Below are 23,785 nucleotides of genomic sequence, written 5' to 3'. Positions count from 1 at the left end.
ATCAGTCATTATGAAAGTCTATCCAATAAAATTTAATCCCATCTTAAAAGAGAAAATTTGGGGCGGAAACAAACTAGGGCAACTTTTAGGGAAAGCTACAGATAAAGATAATGTTGGTGAGAGCTGGGAGATTTCTGATGTCAATGGGAATATTTCAGAAGTTAGTAATGGAGACTATAAAGGTGCTAATTTAAAAGACTTAATTACAACACATAAAGCAGACCTTTTAGGAGCAGAAAACTTTGCGAATTTTGGTTATAATTTTCCTCTATTAATTAAATTTTTGGATGCTAAAACTGATTTGTCGGTACAAGTACATCCAGATAATAAAATGGCTAAAAAACATCATGATAGTTTTGGAAAGACTGAGATGTGGTATATAATGGATAGTGATGCTAATGCAGATATTGTATTAGGTTTAAAAGATAAAACAACAGATCCAGAGCTTTTAAATCATATTACTGCGCAAAATGTAGCTTCAGTATTTAATAGAGAACAAGTTAAAAAAGGAGACAGTTTTTTTATTCCAGCAGGAAAAATTCATGCGATAGGTGCAGGTGTTTTAGCTGCAGAAATTCAGCAAACCTCAGATATTACCTATCGTGTGTACGATTGGGATAGAACAGATGATTCTGGGCAGAAAAGAGAACTGCATACCAAGTTAGCAGAGCAGGCGACCAAACAATTTGATTCTAACGGAAAAGCAGACTATACATTACAACCTAATACTAGTGCTAATTTGGTTGACTGCGATTATTTTACAACTAATATTTTAGATGTTACAGCGCATAAAATTATTGATTATTCAGATTTAGATTCGTTTATCATTTTTATGTGTGTAGAAGGTGAGGTCGACATTGCAATAGCAAATCATATAGAAACGCTTAAAATGGGAGAAACTGTTTTAATCCCTGCAAGTGCAAAGGAGGTTACATTTAGCGCTAATAACTCTAAATTATTAGAAGTATATGTTGCTAAAGGCTTGGTTAAAGCAATTCAACAAGCATCTTAATCTACTTTATGTAGAAAAACACAAAGCAATTACTATATTTGTACGCATCAAAAAACAATTTTCATGAGCGTACTTCAAATGTTACAAGAAAGAAGCAATACAACTTGCGAGTTATGTACTTCTAATATAGATACCAGACAATATAATATTCCGCCATCATTAACAGAAACTGTAGATACTTGCGTATTAGTTTGCGGAACTTGTTATGATCAAATCGAAAAAAACACAGAAATGGATGTTAACCATTGGAGATGTTTAAACGATAGTATGTGGTCGGAGCATGTGGCTGTTCAGATTATGGCTTGGAGAATGTTACAACGATTAAGAAGTGAAGGTTGGCCAAAAGATTTGTTAGACATGATGTACTTGGACGAAGATAATTTAGCAATCGCTAGATTAACAGACGAGCATAAAGATGAAGCAGATAAAATTATCCATAGAGATGTTAATGGTGTTATTTTGGAAACTGGAGATAGTGTCGTTTTAGTTAAAGATCTTAAAATTAAAGGATCTAGCCAAGTTGCTAAACAAGGGACAGCCGTTAGAAATATTAGATTAGATCGTGAAAACGCAACTTATATTGAAGGTAAAGTAGGACCAACACTTACCGTTATTATTACTGAATACGTTAAGAAACTATAATCTTAATTACAACATATAAAAAAGGCTTCAATTATTAATTGAAGCCTTTTTTGTTACAATGCTTTTTCTTGTTGTTTGTAAAATGCATCGGCTTGAAGTTGCAGTAATGCACGTGCTTTTTTTTGCTTGTACTGATAGATTTCATCATCTTCAGATAGATCGCTATATATTTTATCGTTTATTTTAAAATCAGCAGTGACAGATAATGCTCTTTCTTTAACACGTTGTTCAACTACTGTTTTTATAGCTGTTTCTTGGTCTTCTAATTTAAAATCATATTCGCCTTTTGGAGCTAATAATTTAGCTATAATTGGAGACGTTTCAATAGCTAGAAACAATAAAAATATAAAAAAGGAAGGAATCCAAGGTAAAGTGTTTAAAGCGGTCACACGTGCCATTAAACCATCAAAGCCATCAATTATAGGTTGTGTATTGGCAACTTGACTATCGTATTTGGTTTTTAGTAAAAGTAATTCAGCTTCAATTGTAGCAACTTTATCTTTGGACTCTGTTTTTAGTAATTGTAATTCAGCTAATGCTGTATCGTGTTTATCCCTTTTTTCTTTGTAAACAGGGCCTTTTCCTAATTTGTTTGATCCAGAAGTACCTTCTGCTTCTGTAATATATGTGCTGTATAATGTGTTTACTTCTGCTGCTTTAGCATCTATTTCATTTTGAAGGTTAAGGATCTGTTGTTTTAATTCGGTTTCTTTAGGCAAAAATTGCAAAGCAATGTCGTCTTGATTTTGCAGTGTCATTGCATTTTTTTCGGTTAATAAGACTTGATTGATTTCTTTTTCAAAGATCTTAAGCTCTAAAGGTTTTGATATTACAATAGCAATAATTAAAGCTAAAATTAGTCTAGGTGTTGCTTGAAGCAATTGATTGAAAAATGAACCTCTTTTTTTGATGGTTGACACAATAAACCGGTCTAGATTAAAAATTAAAAGCCCCCAAACTAATCCAAATCCCATAGACGTGAATATGCTTTCAAAAATGGTGTAAAGTGCGTAGCTTGAAGCTATAAAAGCTAGTATTGCAGTAAAAAAGATTGTGGCGCCTATTCCTGCATATTTATTTTGTTCGCCAATGGAGGATGTTTTTAGTATCGCTGTATCCGCTCCAGAACAGATAATAAAAAAATGATTTAACATGATGTGATTGTTTTGATTGATGCTATCTATTAGAACGCTAAAGGTTTGATTTTGTTACAGTTTAAAGCAAAAAAAACCTCAAATTATTTGAGGTTTTTTTGTGATGTTAAAGCATTTGGTTATTCGTTTATAACTTTTCCATTAAGCGTATGTATTGGTTTTTCTGAAATATCTACTCTAGATGAACCATTGTTTGTCTTAGAAGAGATATTTAGATTAGAATTGTTTTTCACTAAATCTATTGCTTTATCAGAGGTAATAGCGTCCCCATTATAGTAAAAAGAAGCCCCTTTATTTGCCATTTTAATAACGTGGTCTTTAGTACTTATTGGTGGAGGAGGAGGTAAGAAACCTATGTCGTCATCTTCCCACGTTTTTTTAAATTCAGCAATAACTTTATCATTTTTATAGACTTTAGTTATTCTTTGACCAGGAATAACTGTACTTCCATCGGTTTGGCTTGAAGATAATTTAGTACCGTTTTTGTCAATTTCAAATCCTTCACGATTGTAGTATTTAGTCTTGTTGGCTGTTTGTACATAATACTGTTCTTTACCATTGATGACTATAAACCCTGTACTGTATTTACCGAAGTTATTAACCGCCGGAGGAGGAGGAGGAGGAGGAGGTGTATTTGAAATCTCTCCTTTGTTTACTATTGGTGGTGCCGGAGGGGGTGGAGGTAGTTGAGCGTGTTCACCTTTTTTTATTATTGGTGAATGAGAGTAATTCTCGTCTTTTTTATCTACTAGTTTTATGGTAATAGAAGTAAATGTGGTTGATTTACTTTTTATATCAAAGACTATTATATGGTCTCCTTGTTGTGCTTTTAAAATGTGCTGTTTTGTTGGTTCGTCAAGATGGTTGCCAATATTATTTTGTGTTGTAACCCCTGGGATTTTAAGTTTAAAACTTACAATGTCTTCTTTAGTGCTTGTTCCTAAAATTAAATTTTTTATACTATCGCTACTTAGGTTTAAAGTGCAGCCGTCACATGCTATTCCGTTAACTAATAAATTTTTGTTTTGTGTTTCTGTAGCGTTATTTGTGATCGCAACTTGCGTGCTGTCGACAAAGCTAATAGACGTTTTGTCTTTTTCGACTTCAATAGTTTGACTAAAGCTAAAGAGTAATAGCGCTAATAATGGCAATAGTAAGAGACTACGTAACCATTTTGTTTTTTTTGGTGTTTGTGTGTTCATAAGTGTGAAACGTTTTTTGATTGATGAATAATTGATAGCATTAACGAATGCTAATTCTTGTTGATTAGACGAGAATTGTAATAAAATTGTTTGATAAGTTTTAGTGTCGATACCTTGGTTTATAACGTCTTGATCAGCTAAAAACTCATGATTAAGTTTAATTTCTTTTTTAAGCCAATATAGTAGTGGGTTAAACCAAAATAGTATTTGTATTACTTCGATAATTATAATATCTAAACTATGTTTTTGTTTTGCGTGCGTTTGTTCGTGTAGTAAGACTTCAGCAGGGATTTGATTGTTTTCAAACTTGTTTTTATTTAGAAAGATGAAATTGAAAAATGTATGCGGAATCTCTAAATGTTCCATCAATACATTGATAAAAGACTTGCTTTTAACTTTAGTATGTTTTCTGATTTTTGAAATTATTTGAAATAGATTAACGCAAAATCTAATAAAGAATAAGCCTACTCCTAAAACATAAATACTCCATAAAATGTTAGATAAGTAGTTCGTTTGTTCTGCTATTTTTAAATGTGTGTCTAATGGCAGTGTTGTCGAAGTATCAAAAATAAATGATGAATTGTCAAAAGTAGGCTCGACATATTTTACAAACGTTATAAAAGGTATGATTACCGCGATTGCAATAGTAACCAATAAATAAACTCTTTTAAATTTATGAATGCTTAATGGCTCTAACGCTATCTTGTAATACAATAGAAAAACCAAAAGGCAAACACTGGATTTTAATACAATTAGTTCCATGATTACTTGTTTTTAATTTCGTTGTCAATTATTGCTCTTAACTCTTCTAATTCGGTTTTGCTTAAATCCGTTTCTTTTGTAAAAAAAGACGCAAACTGTGAACTGCTGTTATTAAAAAAGTTTTTAATTAAGCCATTAACATGCCTAGAGAAATAGTCCTTTTTTTTAACCAAAGGATAGTATTGTCTTGAGTTTCCAAACTTTGTATAACCAACAAAACCTTTGTCGGTCATTCGCTTTAATAAAGTTGCAACGGTTGTATTAGCCGGTTTTGGCTCTGGATAGGCTTCTAATAAATCTTTCATGAAAGCTTTTTCTAGTTTCCATAGGTGATTCATTAATTCTTCTTCCGTTTTTGATAATTGCATGTCTACAAGTTTAGATTAACTTCTACAAATGTAGAACAAATAATTGATTCTACAAATGTAGAGCCGTTTTTTCTTTTAAAATGCTACCTTTGAATAATCATTAACGTTAATATATTGAGGTCATGAATAAGAATTTGGTTAGTTTTTTAGGATGTTTTTTTATCGTTTTTTTTGCTAGTAGCCAAACTATTTCAGAGGTTATAAATCAAGTCAGCTTAGATTCTTTACAATTAACGTTAAGAGAGTTTACTGGTGAGCAAGCTACTGTTGTTAATGGTAATTCTGTGACCATTCAAAACAGAGTACAAGCCAATAATGACTTGGCTGCCGATTATTTATTTGAAAAATTGAATGGTTTAGATAATTTAACCGTAGCCAACCAATTAATTAATGGAGAAACGGGACGCAGGAATGTTATTGCAACACAATTAGGAAAAACTAACCCTGATGCTATTTATATGGTGTGTGCCCATTACGATTCGGTTGCAGATTATTGTGCAGATGATAATGCTAGTGGTACAGCTGCTGTTTTAGAAATAGCAAGGTTGTTATCTACACAGTGTTTAGACAATACTATCGTGTATGCCCTTTGGGATGAGGAAGAAAACGGATTAGTAGGGTCTAATTATTATGCTACTCAAGCGGCAGCTAATGGAGATAATATTTTGGGTGTTTTAAATATTGACATGATGGGATATGATGGGAATAATGATAATAATTTTGATATCGATGTTAGGGATTTTGGAAATTCTCTAACAATGAAAGATGATATTATTTCTATTTTAAATAATCCTACCTATGGTTTTACATTAAATGTTAATGTGGTTAATCCAGGGACAACAGCTAGTGATCATTCAAGATTTTGGAATCAAGGGTATAGCGCTGTTTTAGTTGGTGAATCTTGGGAAACAAATGATGAAACTCCTTTTTATCACAGTTCTAACGACCGTTATAGTACTTTGAATTTTCCATATTATCTACAACTGACTAAGCTAATTACGGGTTATATGGTTACTAAAGGAGGCCTTGTAGCTGTTGATAATAGGATTACTCAAAATGCAGGGACATTGCTTGCAAATGAAACTCTAGCAACGTATCAATGGATTGATTGTGATACAGAAACAGTTATTGTTGGTGCTACTAACCAGAGTTATTCTCCAACGGTAAATGGTAATTATAAAGTCGAAATTACTAACGGGAATTGTATGGAAGTTAGTTCTTGTTTTTCTGTAAATACGTTAAATGTCTCAAGTTTTAATACGGATGATTTTAAATTCTTTCCAAATCCAGTAAAAAGTATTTTAACGGTTGAGTTGCCTCCGTTTGATCAAGCCGAAGTAAGTATTGTTACTATCAATGGTCAAGTAGTACTAACACAAACGCTTGAAGAAAGAGCGACTCAACTGGAGTTATCAGAGTTAAGTGATGGTGTTTATTTTGTTATTTTAGAAGTTGATGGACAAAAGAGTAATCAAAAGTTAATTAAAGAATAATCGTTAAGCAGTTTTTCTGGACCGTAAACTCTCTATTACAACTGTAGATAGGATTAGCATACCTCCAAAAAATGTATTCCAATTGGGGATTTCGTTTAAAAAGAAAAAAGCGATTATAATTCCAAAAATAGGTTGTGTACTTCCAATAATACTGGCGGTACTAACTTTAAAATGATTCAGACTTTGAACAAATAAAGTGTGTCCAATAGCTGTAGTTACTACTGCTAGAATGATAACATATGGAAACTGAGTCGTAATATTTGTAGTCTCTAGAAAAAACAATGCTGGTGCTAATACAATAGTAATAATTAATAGTTGGAAAAACATTAAACTACTTCCATGATAAGAAGTGACGTATTGTTTGAGGATTAGAATACGCAGTGCATAGCAGAAAGCCGAGAGTAGACCAAACATAATCCCTTTTACGGAATCACTTTGAAAATCTAATTCTGGTGACAAGATATAAATCCCTAATATGACCATTGCACCTAACAACAGATGCATATAATCGAATTTTGTTTTGGAAAACAAGGGTTCTAAAAAAGCAGTCATTATTGGATAGGTAAATAAAGCTAGCATACCAATAGCAACACTTGAGAGTTGCAAGGCTATAAAATAGGTTATCCAATGCGACGCCATAAATAGTGCGCTTAGCACAAAAGCGCCTAAATCTTTTTTGGATTCGATCTTAAGTTTTATTTTTTTATACTTACAGTAAGCTAAAAGAATTAACATCGCTAGTCCGCTTCTAAACCAAATGGTAACGGGAGCAGGCATATCTATGTAGCGTCCTAAACTACCAGAAGTGCTAATGAGTAGTGTGGCAAAGGTGAGTTCTAAAACGCGCTTTAAATGTTGGTCTTTCATCTTGATTGGTTTTGTGTAAGCGGTAGTAGTGGCATCCTTTATTTTGCTGCCATATATGGCAAAATAAAGATATAACGGATGACGTGACCACCTTTTGCTACTAAAAAGCAAAAGGTGGAGACACCCTAATAATTATTTATACATTTCTGTAAAATACTTGTAAAAATACGGAATAGTTTCGATTCCTTTTAAGTAGTTCCATACTCCAAAATGTTCGTTTGGACTGTGTATTGCATCGCTGTCTAAACCAAAGCCCATTAAAATAGTTTTGCTTTTTAATTCTTGTTCGAATAAAGCAACTATTGGAATACTTCCTCCACTACGTTGTGGTATTGGTGTTTTTCCAAAGGTTTCTTGGTAAGCTTTACTGGCTGCCTGATACCCTACGCTGTCAATTGGTGTTACGTAACCTTGTCCACCGTGATGCGGTGTTACTTTTACTTTAACGCTTTTTGGTGCGATACTTTCAAAATGGTTTTTGAATAATGTTGTGATAGCCTCCCAATCTTGATTTGGTACTAAACGCATTGAGATTTTTGCAAAAGCTTGACTTGCAATTACTGTTTTTGCACCTTCGCCAGTATAACCACCCCAAATACCGTTAACGTCTAGTGTTGGTCTGATACTGTTACGCTCGTTAGTTGTATAACCAGCTTCACCGTATACAGCATCAATATCTAAAGCTGCTTTGTATTTGTCTAACGAAAATGGTGCTTTTGCCATTTGCGCACGCTCGTCTAAAGATAATTCTTCGACATTATCATAAAAACCAGGAATTGTAATATGGTTGTCATCATCATGTAATGAGGCAATCATTTTGGTTAATATGTTTATAGGGTTTGCTACTGCACCACCATATAAACCTGAGTGTAAGTCTCTGTTTGGTCCTGTAACTTCTACCTCAACATAACTTAAACCACGTAATCCTGTGGTGATTGATGGTGTGTCTTGAGCGATCATACCAGTATCACTAATTAGGATCACATCATTGGAAAGTTTCTCTTGATTTTGTTTTACAAATTTAGCCAAGTTAACACTTCCAACTTCTTCTTCACCTTCTATCATAAATTTGACGTTACAAGGTAAAGTGTCGTTTTTAGTCATAAACTCCATTGCCTTTACATGCATGTACATTTGCCCTTTGTCATCACAAGCACCACGTGCAAAAATAGCACCTTCAGGATGTAGGTCTGTTGTTTTAATAACGGGCTCGAATGGCGGAGACGTCCATAAATTTAATGGATCTGGTGGTTGTACGTCGTAATGACCGTAAACTAGTACAGTTGGTAGGTTTTTATCAATTATTTTATGTGCGTAAATAATTGGATACCCTTCTGTTTCGCAAATTTCTACAACATCACATCCAGCATCTTTCAAGCTTTTTGCAACAACGTCTGCAGTGTTTATGGTGTCTGCTTTATAGGCGGAGTCTGCGCTTATTGACGGAATCTTAAGTAATTCTATTAATTCGTCAAGAAAACGTTGCTTGTTTTCTTGGACGTAAGACTTTATATTTTTCATGAAAATAGATTGAATTTATGTAAAAATACAAAAAGGATAATAATTTCTTTTAAGGTTGTTATGAATATTCAAACTATTTGTTATATTTGCAATCCGAAATTGCGGGTATAAGTTGCAGGCGTGGTGGAATTGGTAGACACGCTAGACTTAGGATCTAGTGCCGCGAGGTGTGGGAGTTCGAGTCTCCCCGCCTGTACAAAGAAAAAAGCTTCTCTTAATAGAGAGGCTTTTTTTATGCTTAATAGCGAAAACAAAAAAAAGCTTCAGTAGATTATACTGAAGCTTTTTGTACTAAAATGGATTAAATATTTAAGATTTAATCAGCTTGGTCGTTTTAATCTGACCTTTATTATTTTCTGTTTTAACTAAATATAGTCCTTTGGCTAAATTTTCGACATTAAATTTATGACCAGCTTTAAATGTACCAGTATAAGATTTTATTATTTTTCCTGAAACAGCTATGACTTGTACCTTGCGTGCAGAAATAGTCACGGAGAAGGTTGTCGTTGATGGGTTAGGATAAAGTTTAAAGCTATCCGATAACTGAAAGTCTTCTGTGCTTAAAGTTTGTGACACCGCATTACCATAAATTCTAAATTCGCCAGCAGAAATAGTTATAGTGGCTACTGTGGATTGAATTGTAGAGCTTCCCGTGTCATCCATTAGATTGTACCAAGTACCTGATGTAGGAAAACTGGTGTTAACTGTTTGCGAAACCACATCAAAATTAGCTAAGACAATAACATATCCTAATTGTGTACTTGCAATTGAAGTGTCAAAAATGTCTATTCTCGGGGTTACGCTTCCAGAGGTAATCGTGTAATCTCCTTCAAAAACAGGTTCGTTTATTTTAAGCTCATTTAGTCTAGACCAATCACTATAGACTTGACTTCTAATAGCATCTGCTTCCCAATTATCTGTCCATTGTGGTTGAGGTTTTGTGTCTAACTTACAATCGCCATCTGTACCATTGGTATCATTTACAGTTCCGTTATTACAAGTAAATATCGAATTTTCCATACCTAATTCTGCAAAATGCCATATCATTTTTGGACCAGGAATAGTTAAGCTTACTGCGCCTAAAGCGGACATTCTGGAGATGGCAGTGTTTAAGTCTGTGACATCATGTGACGGGTTTGAAGCATTACCATATTGCAAATTTTTATACATTAAGCGTTCTTCGTCATGACTTTCTGCGTATCCAACTAACCTAGGGGCGTCAAAACCTCTACTAACATGTCCCATTCCGTTAAAGTTATTATCAGAATTATAGCCCATTGTTAATTGGTTATACGGATTGGTTAGTTTTCCCCAAAGCATAATACCTTTAGGTTCGCTATCTGTAAGTCTGTAATTTGCCCATTCTGTTTCTTCTTGCGCACTACCACCAAACCCTAAGTGTTCAAAAATAACATAATGAGTTGGGTCTAAAGACCAAGAGTAGTCTGCATAGTCTTTTAAAATGGCAACACGATCTGCTTGATAAGCATTAGTTTGTGAATCACTTCCTTGGGCGTTTTGTGTAAACCCTTTGGTTAAATCCCAACGTAGACCATCAATTTTAAATTCTTCAACCCAATGTTTAACAACACGTTCTACATAATGTTGAGTTAATAAAGATTGATGATTAAAATCAGAACCAACACTATAGCTATGCCTAGCAGTTGTATTAAAATAAGGGTTTTCAGTACTTGGTTCTCCCCAACCATCACCATCGGCATCAGTCATCCACATTCTGTTCATGGGGTTTCTACCAAAAGCATGGTTTAAAGCAACGTCTAAAATTACAGCGATATCATTTTGGTGACATAGATCTATAAATTCTTTTAGTTTAGTTTCTGTACCGTAAAATTTATCTAAAGCTAAATGAAATGATGTATTGTATCCCCAACTTTCATTACCTTCAAATTCCATGATTGGCATTAATTGGATTGCATTTACATTTAAGTTTTTAAAATACGCTATTTTATCAATTAAGTCTTGAAAGTTTCTATCGGCATCAAAATCTCTAATTAAGACTTCATAGATAACGAGGTCTTCTTTTTTAGGTTTGTTAAAGTCAGTAACAACCCAAGGATATGCTATTTGTCCAGTTTCTAATACAGTGACTTCACGCTCTTGTCCAGCTGGGTATGTTGGTAGGTTTGGATAGGTTGTTGTTGGGATATATGCATCATCAAAAGGAGAAAGTACTAATGTTGAATAAGGATCCGCAGTTTTAACTAATTGCGGGGAGTTAGTTATAGGATTAGCTTCGTTAACCCAGTATTGGTAAGTTTCGATTTGATTAGGCGTTAAATTGGTAAGTTCCAACCAAAAGATACCTGAAGTTGGATCTTTTTTCATTAAATCAGCATTGGTGGGTTGGTAATTATTAAAACTACCAGCTACATATATATAATCTTTATTAGGAGCTTCTAAAACAAGAGTTGCTTTAGTGTTATCTGAAGTATTGTAGTTTATGCCATTGTCCATACCATTAGGTAAAGCTTCTGTAATAGGTGTGGCGCTTATTAGTACAGAAAATTCTTTTACAACAGTTTCTAAGCCTTGCGTAACTGTTAGGGTGTAGTATTGGTTTTCGGTAATGTTAGTGTGTGTAAAGGCATAGTTTGTGATAGCGTTTAAACTATTTAAAACACTACCGTTAGCACTTAATGAATAATTGGCATTTCCGTTAGTGTTAGTCGCTACGATGCTTAAATCACTTCCGTTATTTAACTGCGTAACACTGTTTTCTGAAGGTGTTGTTAAATTAACTTGAAAGGAACCTACATTATATATAAAGTCTGAGCAACCATTATCTTTAAGTTCTTGACTCCCATCCTCATTTCTAAAAACCATGCCTAATTTTGTAGCTGAAGATGCTTGTGCTGACGTTAAAGAATAGTAAGTTTCTGGAACAATGGTAATACTCCAAGTTCCGTTGTTGTTATCTGTCATTGCACCAACACCATCGTCTTGTCCCCAGTTGCCGACAGCATTGTAACCAAAAGCATTAGTGTCGTCACCAATTCCTGAATGTAAGTAAACTGTAGTAGGCGTATTAAAACCATTGCAATCTGTGGCTGTAGAATTAATATCAACAGTAATGGTAATGCTTTCATCTACATTAAAAGGAAACGGAGCTATATTTACTTGCGCTTTGGCAAATAAAGAAAAAAGTAGTGCTATTAAAAAGTAGTGTTTTTTCATTTTGAAAGAATTTAAAATGGAATAAAAAAAAGGCTTTGAACATAGTCAAAGCCTTTAAAAAAAAAAGTATTAGTTTAATGTTAAACTATACGTGTAATGCCTTGGTGTGCTAAAATCTAAAACAATCGTATAGTTTCCTGCCGATGGTACTGGAATGTTTGTACCAGAGCTTAGTTCTAAAATACCATCACCTTCATCATCTCCATAATTCCAATCCCAAGTATCATTAGATCTAAATTTAATTTCTTCGGCTGTTAAGTCCATAGTGATCGTCCAAGTTGAAGTTGCGCTATCGTAAGTCATATCTGTATCATTATCCCAAGAACCTGTTGCAGAACCAATAACAGCCCAGTTGTGTAATGTTTCAGAATACTCTAATACATCAGGATCTGTATTTGCTTGTACAAAGTAGTACCCAGCACCATTAGGAGGAGCAATATTACCTTCGCCATCTTCTATTAAGACTTGTGTGTAAGAACCATCTGTTCCAGAGGCATCCCCCCAATCGGTATTTCCCCAGTCATAAATACCTTCGTCATTAGTAGCAATAAATTTATGTTGCCCATCAAGCCAAACATAGCCTTCGTAATCTGTTTCTCCGTAAGCAGAAGCAAATAGACTAGGAGCGGAAGCGGGGTCCCAACCTTGGTGATTACCTGGTACACCAAGTTTTGGAGCTTCTGTAGTATATGGGGTTATAGATACAGTTACCATCTCTGAGTAAACAGCTTCTGAATCATTATCTCCAATAGAAGATTTAATACGCATATCTACATCAGCAGATGTAAAAGGAGTTAAACCTAATAGACCAACAGCGATACCGTTTAATTCTTCATTAGTCCAAGCTAAATAATTATTTGTTGTTGTTACGACGTCAAAAGGCGTTTCAAAATTTGTTCCAGCGATTGCAAGTTGTATTGTGTTATTAATTACTGTTGGAATATTATAGGTAGCATCTTCCCATACGATAGTTGTTGCTGTACCTGTTGGATTTGAAATATCTAAAACAAGTCCAGTTCCAGACGTTGGTAAATTAATAATTGCTGCTGTAGATTCAGATGACTGTATTTCAAAAATATTATCATCTTCTTCATCACACGAGTTAAAGCTAACTAAAGAAATAGCTGCTATAAATAAGATTTTTAAATTTTTCATTGTTATTTTTTTTAATTAGTAACCAGTGTTTTGTTGTAGGTTAGGATTAGATAAAATAGTATTAGTTGGAATTGGAAATACATTACGGAAATTAGCTACAGAGCTACCTAAAGCGGCGTCTCCTTTAAAAGGCCATAAATACGCGTTAGTTGTAAAATAATTATATCTTACTAGGTCTGTACGACGTTGTCCTTCCCAATATAATTCTCTGGCTCTTTCATCTAAAATAAAATCTAATGTTAGATCTCCTGACGAAATATTACCAGAGGTGTCTCCGTATGCTCTTTCTCTTAATTCATTGATAAGGTCTAAAGCAATTGATGTGCTTCCGCTACCACCTCTTAATGTTGCTTCTGCGTAATTTAAATAGATTTCAGATAATCTAATTAAAGGTAAATCGGTGTCTACAAAATCTCCAGCAGCATCAGAACCTTGTGTACCATCAGATTTAAGATTTTTAAATTTAGTCACAGCATAGCCATCAGTAAAGGTTGTCAAGTCTGTAATTTCTAAATTTTGACCAGCGGAATAAAACAGGGCTCTTGAGTCTCCAGTGCCCATTTTGTTAACTAAAGCACTAGTGGTTCTAATACCTCCCCAGCCTCCATTAACTCCAAAGTCGTTAGGATCCATATCACCCCCAATAGCGGCATGCACTAAAAATGTTGTACCCCCATAAGTTTGGCTATTTATACCGTCAAAATTTAAGCTGAAAATAAATTCACTTTGTGCACCATTAACATTATTGTCGGCTAGAAATAATTCGTCATAAGCAGAACCGTTACCATTAGCATCTATAGTATTAATACTATATGTTGATGTTATTGCATTGTTAGCGTATGTTACAGCGTCGTTATAAAGCGGTTGACCAATCCATACTTCTGCATTTAAATATAGTTTAGATAGTAGTGCCCATGCTGCGACTTGGTCTACTCGACCGTATTCATTAGAGCCACTAGTTGCTAATTGGTTTTGGATTTCTAATAATTCCGTTTCTACAAAAGTAAAGACTTCTTCTCTAGAGTTTTGGCTAGGAAGTGTTGTTGCGATCTCTGTTACTAAGGGAACATTACCGTATAAGTCCATTAAGTTGTAATAGGCAAAAGCTCTAATAAATCTAGCTTCTGCTACATATTGAGTAACTGCTGCGTCACTCAAATTAGCAGCGTTTCCTATAAAAGAATTAGAAAAAGAGACCGTTTGTGCTAGTCGATTATACATCGCGTCTGTAAAGTCATTACTTGCTGTCCAGTACATACCATGTAAATCTTGTAGTCCAGCATCTCCCCATGCAATTACAGCATTATCTGTAGTTAATTCGTTTAGATTAAAAAGCATTCTAGAATATTGTGAAAATCCTTCATCAATATTAGCGATATCTGGTTGTCCGGAAGGTCCTTCTTGACCAGTTAGTGCTAAACTAGCATAAACTTTGGCTAGTGCACCTTTGGCTTCGTTTGGATTTGCAAACACATCTTCTTCAGTAAAACTATCAGGATCAATAGGTGATTGATCTAAATCATCATGACAAGCAGATACTAATAAAAGCAATGCTAGGGCATAATTGAATTGTTTAAATAAATTTTTCATATGTTGTTTTTTTTTAAAAATCAATATTAACACCTAAAACAAGCGAACGTGGTCTAGGGTAAAAGTTGTTATCTATACCACCACCAATTTCAGGATCAATTCCATCGTAATTAGTAAAAGTAGCCACGTTTTGTATAGAGCCATAGAATCTAGCATCGATGTCTTTTAATATCTCTTTGGCGTTATAACCAATAGTAATATTGTCTATTTTGAAAAAAGACCCATCTTCAACATAATGATCACTTAAAGCGTTGGTTTCTGTTGTGTTTAAGAAACCTGTATTTAGATAATCTGAACTCAAATTACTTAAGTAATTATTTGTTGTTGGAACGACATTGTTTAGTGCTCCTTTTGAAGCAGCCACATCGTTATACACATAGTTTCCAATACTTGCTCTTGATATAACTGCTAAGTCCCAGTTTTTATAATTAAGATTAGTATTAAAGCCCATTGTTACATCAGCTAAAGCATCTTTGTATAGGTATTTATCGGCATCATTAATGACATTATCACCATTTAAATCGGCATAAGCACCTTCAATAGGGCTTCCATTAGTGTCGTAAAGTTGCTTGTAAACTAAGTAGCTAAAAGGTGTTTTTCCTTCTCTATGTACTTGAACGTTAGTTCCAACACCAGTAGAAATCCCTCCGATTGGTTGATCTCCTGGTAAGCTTGTTACTGTGTTTTCGTTAAAAGCAACATTGTAGTTAAAGGACCATGTGAAGTTATCATTTTGAACAGGGATAACATTTAAACCAATTTCAATTCCTTTGTTTTCCATATCACCAAGATTTGCTTGAATAGTGTTTGAAAAATTAGTAAAAGGATCTACTGTTGATGTTGCAATTAAGTCTTGTGTTTTTCTTAAGTAGGCATTAAATAAACCTGTAATTCTACGGTCTAGAATACTAAAGTCTAAACCAAGGTTTAATGTACGACCAATTTCCCATTTTAGATTAGTGTTGATCGCTTCAGGTCTATACGTTTGATAAAATGAAGGGGAACCGTTGTTATATCCAAATTGATAACCAGCACTATCCGTACTTGCAGTATAACGCGTTAGGAATAAATAATCACCTAAACCATTGACGTTACCAACTTCTCCATAACCAGCTCTAACTTTTAGATCATCAAAGAAAGAATTTTCCATGAAATTTTCATTACTGATATTCCAAGCGGCAGCAAGTGATGGGAAATACCCCCAACGGTCTTCTGGGTTAAGTTTAGAAGAGGCATCTGCTCTAAGTGTAGCCGTTAGTAAATAACGACTGTCAAAATTATAGTTTAACCTTCCAAAATAAGATAATAAAACATTTTTAGATTTGTCTATAAATTCATATTCTAATCCATCTTCTTCTTTTTCGCTATTGTAGCTAAAGTTATCATACTCGAAAGATTGGTAAGAGTGTCCGGCAACAGCTGTAACATTATGTTTTTCCTTAAAAGTTTTGTTGTATGTAAGGTAGGCATCAAACAATTTGTTAGTTGCTTCTTGTGTGTAATTAGAGAAAGAACCATTCCATGTCGGGTCTGAAGTCGGAATAAACTGTGATGTTCTGTTTCTTCCATGACTATTAGATTTGTCTAAACCAACATTAACGGTAGCGGTAATGTCTTTAAAGAAGGGTAAAGTATAGTCAGCTTTAAAATTCCCTAAAAGACGTCTAACTTCTGCAGTATCATCTACTAAGTTTAGAAGCGCAAGTGGGTTTGTTGTTGCCAAATTGGCTTGTTGTCCAGTGCTTTGATCTATCCACGCAAAATAACCAGCATATGGAGAGCTTGCATCATAAGGAGATTGTGTTGGGTCAAAAGATGTTGCAGATCCTATGGCACCTCTGTTTGCAAATTGATTTTCGGTATAACTTCCTTTTGCATTTATTTGAATCTTTAAACTTTCATCTAAAAAAGTAGGAGAAAGACTTAAAGAGGCATTTAAACGTTCAAAATTATCACCTAATAATACCCCATCATGATCAGAATAACCTAAAGATGCTCTTAATGGAACGCCAAAAGCACTACCTAATGCGCTAAATCCATAATCTTTACCAAAAGCCGTTTGGTAAATTTCATCTTGCCAATCTGTATTTGCATTTCCTAATAAAGCAATGCTTGTTGCATCTGCATTAGAATCTAATGGGACGACACTTCTAAATTCATCAGCAGATAAAACATCAACATAATCTACAGGATTGTAAACTGTTGTTTTAGTGCTTAAATTAAATTCAAAGTCTTTGTTTTTTCCTTTTTTAGTCGTTACAATAATAACACCATTAGCACCTCGAGACCCGTAAATTGACGTCGCCGATGCATCTTTTAAGACTGTGATGCTTTCTATATCACTCGGATTTAAAAGGTTTAATGGGTTTCTAGTACCACCAACACCTCCGTTGTCAATAGGAAATCCATCAATAACATATAAAGGAGAACTATTTAAAGATAAAGAACCAACTCCACGAATGGTAATGTTTTGTCCTTCTCCAGGAGCTCCTCCACCAGAACTTACATTAACACCAGCAATTTTACCAGATATAAGTTGTTGTGCAGATACTATTGGACCATCATTAAAATCTTTTTCTGTTACTAAATCTACAGAACCGGTTAAATCTTCTTTTTTAACGCCTCCATATCCGATAACCACAATTTCATCTAAAAGTGAAGCGTCGTCAATTAAAACGACATTAATAGTGGACTGTCCCGTATAGGTTATTTCTTGAGTGGTATAGCCAACGTAAGAATAGACTAATACATCTCCACTATTTACTGCAAGCGAGTATTTACCATCAAAATCGGTAGATGCGCCTCTGCTCGTGTTTTTTACAATAACATTAACCGCTGGTATGGGTAAGGCTGTAGCTTGCTCAGTAACCATTCCTGTAACTTTGCTTTGGGCAAATATAACAGTTGGTATAAACAGTAAAGCTAGTAGAAGCCTTTTTAAAATTGTTTTCATACAATAGTATTAAATTAGTTTAAATTATAAATGTATATTTCTACTTCTCGAGGATAAAGCTATGTAAATTTTACGTTAATTTTTCGGAAGCTCTTACGGAACAGGTAACGAAAACGTTTTCGTGTTAACAAGTTTTTGTGTTTTTAGGAAAATAAGACTCTGTTTTATGAATAATCATCATTTTTTAATGATGTTTCGGTTAAAACCAATAAGTTTAACGTCTTATATTTGTCAAATCTTAAACACGCCGTTTACCTTAACATAACTTATGAAAAAGAAAATAACCCTAAAACAAATTGCTAGAGAGTTAGATGTCTCTATATCTACAGTCTCCAAAGCCTTAAGAAACAGCATAGAAATTAGCGAAGACACGCGTCAAAAGATTCAGGCTTTTGCTAAGTTTTATAACTATAGACCTAATAATATCGCGCTTAGTTTAAAAAATAGGAAGACGAAAACGATAGGTATAATCATTCCAGAAATAGTACATCATTTTTTCTCTAAAGTAATTAGCGGTATTGAAGCTGTGGCTAATAAACGAGGTTATAATGTTATTGTTGGGTTATCAAATGAGTCTTTTTCTAAAGAAGTCATTAACATGGAAATGTTGGCTAATGGGAGTATCGATGGATTTATATTATCAATTGCTAAAGAGACCTTGCAACAACAAGATTATCATCATTTTACTGAAACTATTAATCAAGGGATGCCAATAGTTATGTTTGATAGAGTAGTTAACGAGATTAATTGCGATAAAGTGATTGTAGATGATGCTTTAGGGGCTAAAAAAGCAGTTAATAAACTGATTGATACGGGGTGTAAAAATATTGCTATTGTTACTACTAAAGATTATGTTAGTGTAGGGAAATTAAGAACGCAAGGGTATTTATCAGCGTTAGAAGACCATAAAATAAATCCAAAAGCAGGCTTGATTTTAAAGGTTGATGATCAATTATTATCCGAAGATCATTTAGATTCTCTTGAAAAAGAGATTGAAATTTTATTTAAAAACAATAAAAAATTAGATGGCATATTTGCAGTAAATGAACTGTATGCGATTACAGCAATGAAGGTGGCTAGAAAACTTGGTTTCAAAATACCAGATGATATTCAAATTATTGGATTTACAGACGGCGTATTGTCTAAACACGCGGTTCCATCGTTAACTACAGTAAGTCAGCATGGTCAAAAAATAGGTGAAAAAGCAGCCGAATTATTGATCAATAATTTAGAAAGAGAAGACGAAGAAGATATCTATGAAACCGTAGTTATTGAAACAGAATTGATAGAACGGAATTCAACAAAATAAAAAAATAACCTTGGTCATTTAAAAACTTTTATATCTTTACAGCATTCAAAACTTATATTTTTACTTCTCAGGTAATATAGTTTTGATAGGTTTTTTCGCTTATCAAATAGTATCAACTAATAAAATACTATTATGAAAAAACGCACACTTGGTTTTTTTGAAATCTGGAACATGAGTTTCGGTTTCTTAGGAATTCAATTTGGTTTCGCCTTACAAGGCACTTCAATGACAAGAATATTTCAAACATTAGGAGCTGCTCCTGATGAGATCCCTATGCTTTGGATTGCTGCACCTTTAACCGGTCTGCTTGTTCAGCCTATTATTGGTTATATGAGTGATCGTACTTGGAGCGAAAGGTGGGGACGAAGAAAACCTTATTTTTTAATTGGAGCGGTACTTAGTACTATGGCTTTATTTTTTATGCCTTACTCCCCTATATTGTGGGTGGCAGCAGGTCTTTTATGGATTCTAGATGCGTCTATTAATATTTCAATGGAGCCTTTTCGGGCTTTAGTTGCAGATAAGTTGCCAGAGTCTCAACGCTCTTACGGTTTTGTAATGCAAGCTTTAATTATTGGAATTGGAACATGGATTGCCAGTAGTTTACCAGAGATAGTTTCCTATTTTGGGATTAGTAATTCTGCGGACTCTGGGGTCTTACCTATGTCAGTCAAATTATCATTTGCAATAGGTGCTTTTGTGTTTTTAGGAAGTATCCTTTACACGGTGTTTACAACTACAGAATATCCACCAGAAGATATGGAAGCTTTCAAAAAAGAAAAAGCAAAGAAAAATCAATTCATTCCAGACATTCTAAATAATATTGGAAACATGCCGCTAACAATGAAAAAACTTGGTTTGATTCAGTTTTTCTCATGGTTTGCATTTTTTACCATGTGGAGCATGGCAAATCCGGCACTAACAGAGCATGTATTTAAAACACCGGCACCTGTAGAAACGGCTTATGACATGACTATTCCGGCTCAAGCCGAAGCTTTTGATATTGTAAATACTGCCTTTCAAGAATCGTCAAATGCAATAGGGTCTGCAATGGGGGTTTATGGATTATCTTCTATGGCGTTTGCTTTATTATTAGTGTTTTATACCTCTAGAAAAAATATTAACCGAAAGTATGTCCACATGGCATCTCTAATCTTAGGAGGTCTAGGTTTTGTATTGATGAACTACACGTCTCCAGATAACTTAAAATGGTGCTTTGCATTAATTGGGTTTGCTTGGGGTAGTATTTTATCCATGCCTTACGCGATGTTATCAAGTTCTGTAGACCCTAAAAAAATGGGAATGTTTATGGGGATCTTCAATATGTTTATTGTTATTCCGCAAATTATCGCAGCACTTGGAGGTATTAATTATATCTCAGGACTATTAGGTGATGATGCTATAAATGCAATGACTGTTGCAGGAATTAGCTTAATAATTGCAGGACTTTGCAACTTATTAATTACCAACAAAAACGCAATTACGTACCAAGCAGAAGAAATTTAAAAGATGAATAAAAAAGGATTCATATTCGATTTAGACGGTGTCATCGTAGACACTGCAAAATACCATTTTTTGGCTTGGCAAAATCTTGCAAAAAGTATAGGTATTGATTTTACACACGAGCAAAACGAACAACTTAAAGGTGTTAGCCGCGTAAAATCATTAGAGAAAATATTGGAATGGGGAAATAAAACCATTTCAGAAGAACTGTTTACCTCATTAATGGGTAAAAAAAATGAAGAGTATTTAAGCTTCATTGAAAAAATGACTGATGATGAAATTTTACCCGATGTGCCAAAAATATTAGCGTATTTAATCGAAAAACAACAGCCAATTTCTTTGGGTTCGGCAAGTAAAAATGCACGCCCTATTTTAGAAAAAGTCAATTTACTTTCAAAGTTTGATGCTATTGTGGATGGTAACGATGTTAGCAAAGCAAAACCAGATCCAGAGGTGTTTTTAATAGCAGCACAGCATTTAAATATGAAACCAGAAGATTGTATTGTGTTTGAAGATTCAGTAGCAGGTGTTCAAGCAGCTAATACCGCTAACATGATATCTATTGGTATTGGAGAAAAAACTGTATTACATGAGGCGGATTATATCTTTTCGGATTTTACTGAAATAGAAAATAGTTTTATAGAAGAATTAATAAATAGATAAAATAACGTCATTCCGAACATAGTGAAGGAATCTCATAAAAAGAGTATTGCTTCATTTTACGTTTCGCAATGATAAATAAACATAAAAAATGAATCAAGATTATATACAACCAGACAATTGGTCTATAATTGAAGAAGGTTTTGATGCAGATCGCGTAAAATCTTCAGAAAGTTTATTTAGTATCGGAAATGGCGCCATGGGACAACGTGCTAATTTTGAAGAACAGTACACCGGTCCAACCTTTCAAGGGAGTTACATTGCGGGGGTTTATTATCCCGATAAAACCAGAGTAGGTTGGTGGAAAAATGGTTATCCAGAATATTTTGCAAAAGTGCTAAATGCACCAAATTGGATTGGTATTAATGTAGAAATTAATGGAGAACAACTAGATTTAAACACATGTATTGCCATCACTAATTTTAGAAGAGAGCTAAACATGAAAGAAGGTTGGTTGTCTAGGTCGTTTACAGCAACGCTTCCAAATAAGCTAGAAATAGAGGTTAAAACAACACGTTTTTTAAGTTTAGATTTAGATGAGGTTGGTGCAATTAATTACCAAGTAACGCCTTTAAATGGAGACGCTACTATTAAATTTCAACCGTATTTAGATTCCGGAATTACTAATGAAGATACCAATTGGGATGACCAATTTTGGGATACTTTAAAAGTGACTACAGAAAATGATAATGCTTTTATTGAAGCAAAAACAATGAAAACAGGTTTTTATACGTGTACGTTTATGCAGGCTTCAGTGTATTTAGATAACAAAAAACAAGAGCAAAATCCTGAAGTTTACCAACAGGAAAATGCGATTACATTTACTTATACCCTTTCGGTTACAAAAGGACAAACAGCAAGTGTTGTTAAGTTTGGAGGTTATACTGTAGATCGTAATCACGATAAAACGGAATTAGTTTCAGCAGCAAAAACAGCTTTACTTACAGCCTCAGAAAAAGGGTTTACACAGCTTTTAGAAGCGCAAAAGCAAGCTTGGGATGCTATTTGGAAAATGTCAGATATCACTATTGATGGAGATGTAAAAGCACAACAAGGGATTCGTTTTAATATTTTTCAATTAAATCAAACCTATTTAGGTAAGGATTCTAGTCTAAATATTGGTCCAAAAGGATTTACAGGAGAAAAATATGGTGGAAGTACTTATTGGGATACGGAAGCGTATTGTATTCCGTTTTATATGGCTACCAAAGATCAAAACGTCGCGCGTAGTTTATTAAAATACAGATATAATCACTTAGAAAAAGCGATTGAAAATGCCGAAAAGTTAGGTTTTAAAAACGGAGCAGCATTGTACCCAATGGTAACCATGAATGGTGAAGAGTGCCATAACGAATGGGAAATTACCTTTGAGGAAATCCATAGAAACGGAGCTATCGCGTTCGCTATTTTTAATTACTATCGTTATACAGGGGATTACAGTTATATTCCAGAAATGGGACTAGAAGTCCTTATCGGAATAGCAAGATTCTGGCACCAACGTGCTACGTTTTCAACAGATAAAAACCAATACGTTATTTTAGGTGTTACTGGTCCTAACGAATATGAAAACAACATCAATAATAATTTTTACACTAACTATTTAGCTAAATGGTGTATTGATTATGCGTTAGAAAATATAGAGAAAGTCAAAGAAGGACATCACGACGATTATTTGCGTATTACGGGCAAAACAAAAATTGCTCACGAAGAGTTACATGCTTGGCAAAAAGTTGCAGATAATATGTATTTCCCATATTCTGAAAAGCATCAAGTGTATTTACAACAAGATGGCTTTTTAGATAAAGAATTAATTACGGTAGCGGATTTACCAAAAGTAGACCGACCAATAAATCAGAAGTGGAGTTGGGATAGGATTTTACGTTCGCCTTACATCAAACAAGCTGATGTGTTACAAGGGTTTTACTTTTTTGAAGACCAATTTTCTACTGAAGAATTGAAACGTCATTTTGATTTTTACGAACCATTTACTGTGCATGAAAGCTCGTTGTCACCTTGTGTGCATAGTATTCAGGCAGCTAAGTTAGATCAAATGGATCAAGCATATACGTTCTATTTACGTACCTCTCGTTTAGATTTAGACGATTATAATAAAGAGGTGGAAGAAGGCTTACACATTACTAGTATGGCAGGTACTTGGATGAGTATTGTCGAAGGTTATGGCGGGATGCGTATTAAAAATGATATGCTAAATTTTGAACCTCGTATTCCTAAAGAATGGGACGCGTATTCATTTAAAGTCAATTTTAGAGACCAAATATTACAAGTAAATGTGTCACAATCAGAAACTACTTTCGAGTTAGAAGGTAACATAGATTTGAACATTATAGTAAATAATAACCCTTTGACTGTTTCTCCTAATAATTTGGTGAAAGCATAAA

The 23,785-nt window shown here is 34.1% G+C and carries 16 protein-coding genes and 1 tRNA gene; 8 read left to right on the top strand and 9 right to left on the bottom strand.

What is annotated here, in order from left to right; genetic code table 11:
- Positions 1-10 precede the first annotated feature (10 nt).
- Both H0I26_RS01025 and H0I26_RS01020 read left to right on the top strand, forming a co-directional pair.
- Complete coding sequence (locus H0I26_RS01025) at positions 11-1,012, top strand: type I phosphomannose isomerase catalytic subunit (RefSeq protein WP_218700637.1); 1,002 nt, start codon at positions 11-13, stop codon at positions 1,010-1,012.
- Positions 1,013-1,075: 63 nt separating this feature from the next.
- Positions 1,076-1,654: a PhnA domain-containing protein gene (locus H0I26_RS01020; RefSeq protein WP_218700636.1), complete on the top strand. Its 579-nt coding sequence runs from the start codon at positions 1,076-1,078 to the stop codon at positions 1,652-1,654.
- A 53-nt stretch (positions 1,655-1,707) separates the two neighbouring features.
- On the opposite strand, the gene H0I26_RS01015 is transcribed toward H0I26_RS01020, so the two are convergent.
- The 3 genes from H0I26_RS01015 to H0I26_RS01005 all read right to left on the bottom strand — a co-directional run bounded on the left by H0I26_RS01015 (position 1,708) and on the right by H0I26_RS01005 (position 5,140).
- Positions 1,708-2,808, bottom strand: a complete 1,101-nt coding sequence (locus H0I26_RS01015; RefSeq protein WP_218700635.1) for a DUF4407 domain-containing protein — start codon at positions 2,806-2,808, stop codon at positions 1,708-1,710.
- Between the two features lie 119 nt (positions 2,809-2,927).
- The gene (locus H0I26_RS01010; protein ID WP_218700634.1) at positions 2,928-4,772 is read right to left on the bottom strand and encodes a M56 family metallopeptidase; all 1,845 of its coding nucleotides are present in this window, start codon (positions 4,770-4,772) and stop codon (positions 2,928-2,930) included.
- Positions 4,773-4,774: 2 nt separating this feature from the next.
- Positions 4,775-5,140, bottom strand: coding sequence for a BlaI/MecI/CopY family transcriptional regulator (locus H0I26_RS01005; RefSeq protein WP_101015416.1), 366 nt, complete (start codon positions 5,138-5,140; stop codon positions 4,775-4,777).
- 122 nt (positions 5,141-5,262) lie between these two features.
- Here H0I26_RS01005 and H0I26_RS01000 point away from each other — a divergent pair, with 122 nt between their 5' ends.
- Positions 5,263-6,633: a M28 family peptidase gene (locus H0I26_RS01000; RefSeq protein WP_218700633.1), complete on the top strand. Its 1,371-nt coding sequence runs from the start codon at positions 5,263-5,265 to the stop codon at positions 6,631-6,633.
- Between the two features lie 3 nt (positions 6,634-6,636).
- On the opposite strand, the gene H0I26_RS00995 is transcribed toward H0I26_RS01000, so the two are convergent.
- Positions 6,637-7,500, bottom strand: coding sequence for a DMT family transporter (locus H0I26_RS00995; RefSeq protein ID WP_101015414.1), 864 nt, complete (start codon positions 7,498-7,500; stop codon positions 6,637-6,639).
- A 132-nt stretch (positions 7,501-7,632) separates the two neighbouring features.
- Positions 7,633-9,021: a dipeptidase gene (locus tag H0I26_RS00990; protein WP_218700632.1), complete on the bottom strand. Its 1,389-nt coding sequence runs from the start codon at positions 9,019-9,021 to the stop codon at positions 7,633-7,635.
- A gap of 114 nt (positions 9,022-9,135) precedes the next feature.
- On the opposite strand from H0I26_RS00990, the gene H0I26_RS00985 reads away from it, so the two are divergent.
- Positions 9,136-9,217, top strand: a tRNA-Leu gene (locus H0I26_RS00985).
- Positions 9,218-9,330: 113 nt separating this feature from the next.
- Here the strand turns inward: H0I26_RS00985 and H0I26_RS00980 are convergent.
- The 4 genes from H0I26_RS00980 to H0I26_RS00965 all read right to left on the bottom strand — a co-directional run bounded on the left by H0I26_RS00980 (position 9,331) and on the right by H0I26_RS00965 (position 17,914).
- Positions 9,331-12,216 (bottom strand): alpha-amylase family glycosyl hydrolase, encoded by a 2,886-nt coding sequence (locus H0I26_RS00980; protein ID WP_218700631.1) that lies wholly within the window; start codon positions 12,214-12,216, stop codon positions 9,331-9,333.
- A gap of 69 nt (positions 12,217-12,285) precedes the next feature.
- Positions 12,286-13,371 (bottom strand): SusE domain-containing protein, encoded by a 1,086-nt coding sequence (locus tag H0I26_RS00975; protein WP_218700630.1) that lies wholly within the window; start codon positions 13,369-13,371, stop codon positions 12,286-12,288.
- 15 nt (positions 13,372-13,386) lie between these two features.
- The gene (locus tag H0I26_RS00970) at positions 13,387-14,961 is read right to left on the bottom strand and encodes a RagB/SusD family nutrient uptake outer membrane protein (RefSeq protein WP_218700629.1); all 1,575 of its coding nucleotides are present in this window, start codon (positions 14,959-14,961) and stop codon (positions 13,387-13,389) included.
- Between the two features lie 13 nt (positions 14,962-14,974).
- Entirely contained in the window at positions 14,975-17,914 is a 2,940-nt protein-coding gene (locus tag H0I26_RS00965; protein ID WP_218700628.1) for a SusC/RagA family TonB-linked outer membrane protein, read from the bottom strand.
- A gap of 268 nt (positions 17,915-18,182) precedes the next feature.
- On the opposite strand from H0I26_RS00965, the gene H0I26_RS00960 reads away from it, so the two are divergent.
- The 4 genes from H0I26_RS00960 (at position 18,183) to H0I26_RS00945 (ending at position 23,784) form a co-directional block, all read left to right on the top strand.
- Positions 18,183-19,223: a LacI family DNA-binding transcriptional regulator gene (locus tag H0I26_RS00960; protein ID WP_218700627.1), complete on the top strand. Its 1,041-nt coding sequence runs from the start codon at positions 18,183-18,185 to the stop codon at positions 19,221-19,223.
- 132 nt (positions 19,224-19,355) lie between these two features.
- Positions 19,356-20,729: an MFS transporter gene (locus H0I26_RS00955; protein WP_218700626.1), complete on the top strand. Its 1,374-nt coding sequence runs from the start codon at positions 19,356-19,358 to the stop codon at positions 20,727-20,729.
- Between the two features lie 3 nt (positions 20,730-20,732).
- Positions 20,733-21,389: a beta-phosphoglucomutase gene (gene pgmB, locus H0I26_RS00950; RefSeq protein WP_218700625.1), complete on the top strand. Its 657-nt coding sequence runs from the start codon at positions 20,733-20,735 to the stop codon at positions 21,387-21,389.
- Positions 21,390-21,477: 88 nt separating this feature from the next.
- Positions 21,478-23,784: a glycoside hydrolase family 65 protein gene (locus H0I26_RS00945; protein ID WP_218700624.1), complete on the top strand. Its 2,307-nt coding sequence runs from the start codon at positions 21,478-21,480 to the stop codon at positions 23,782-23,784.
- Position 23,785 lies beyond the last annotated feature (1 nt).

Source organism: Olleya sp. HaHaR_3_96 (assembly GCF_019278545.1).
Lineage (GTDB): Bacteria > Bacteroidota > Bacteroidia > Flavobacteriales > Flavobacteriaceae > Olleya.
The sequence above is the reverse complement of the archived record's forward strand: the minus strand, read 5'-3'. Positions and strand labels throughout refer to the sequence as shown.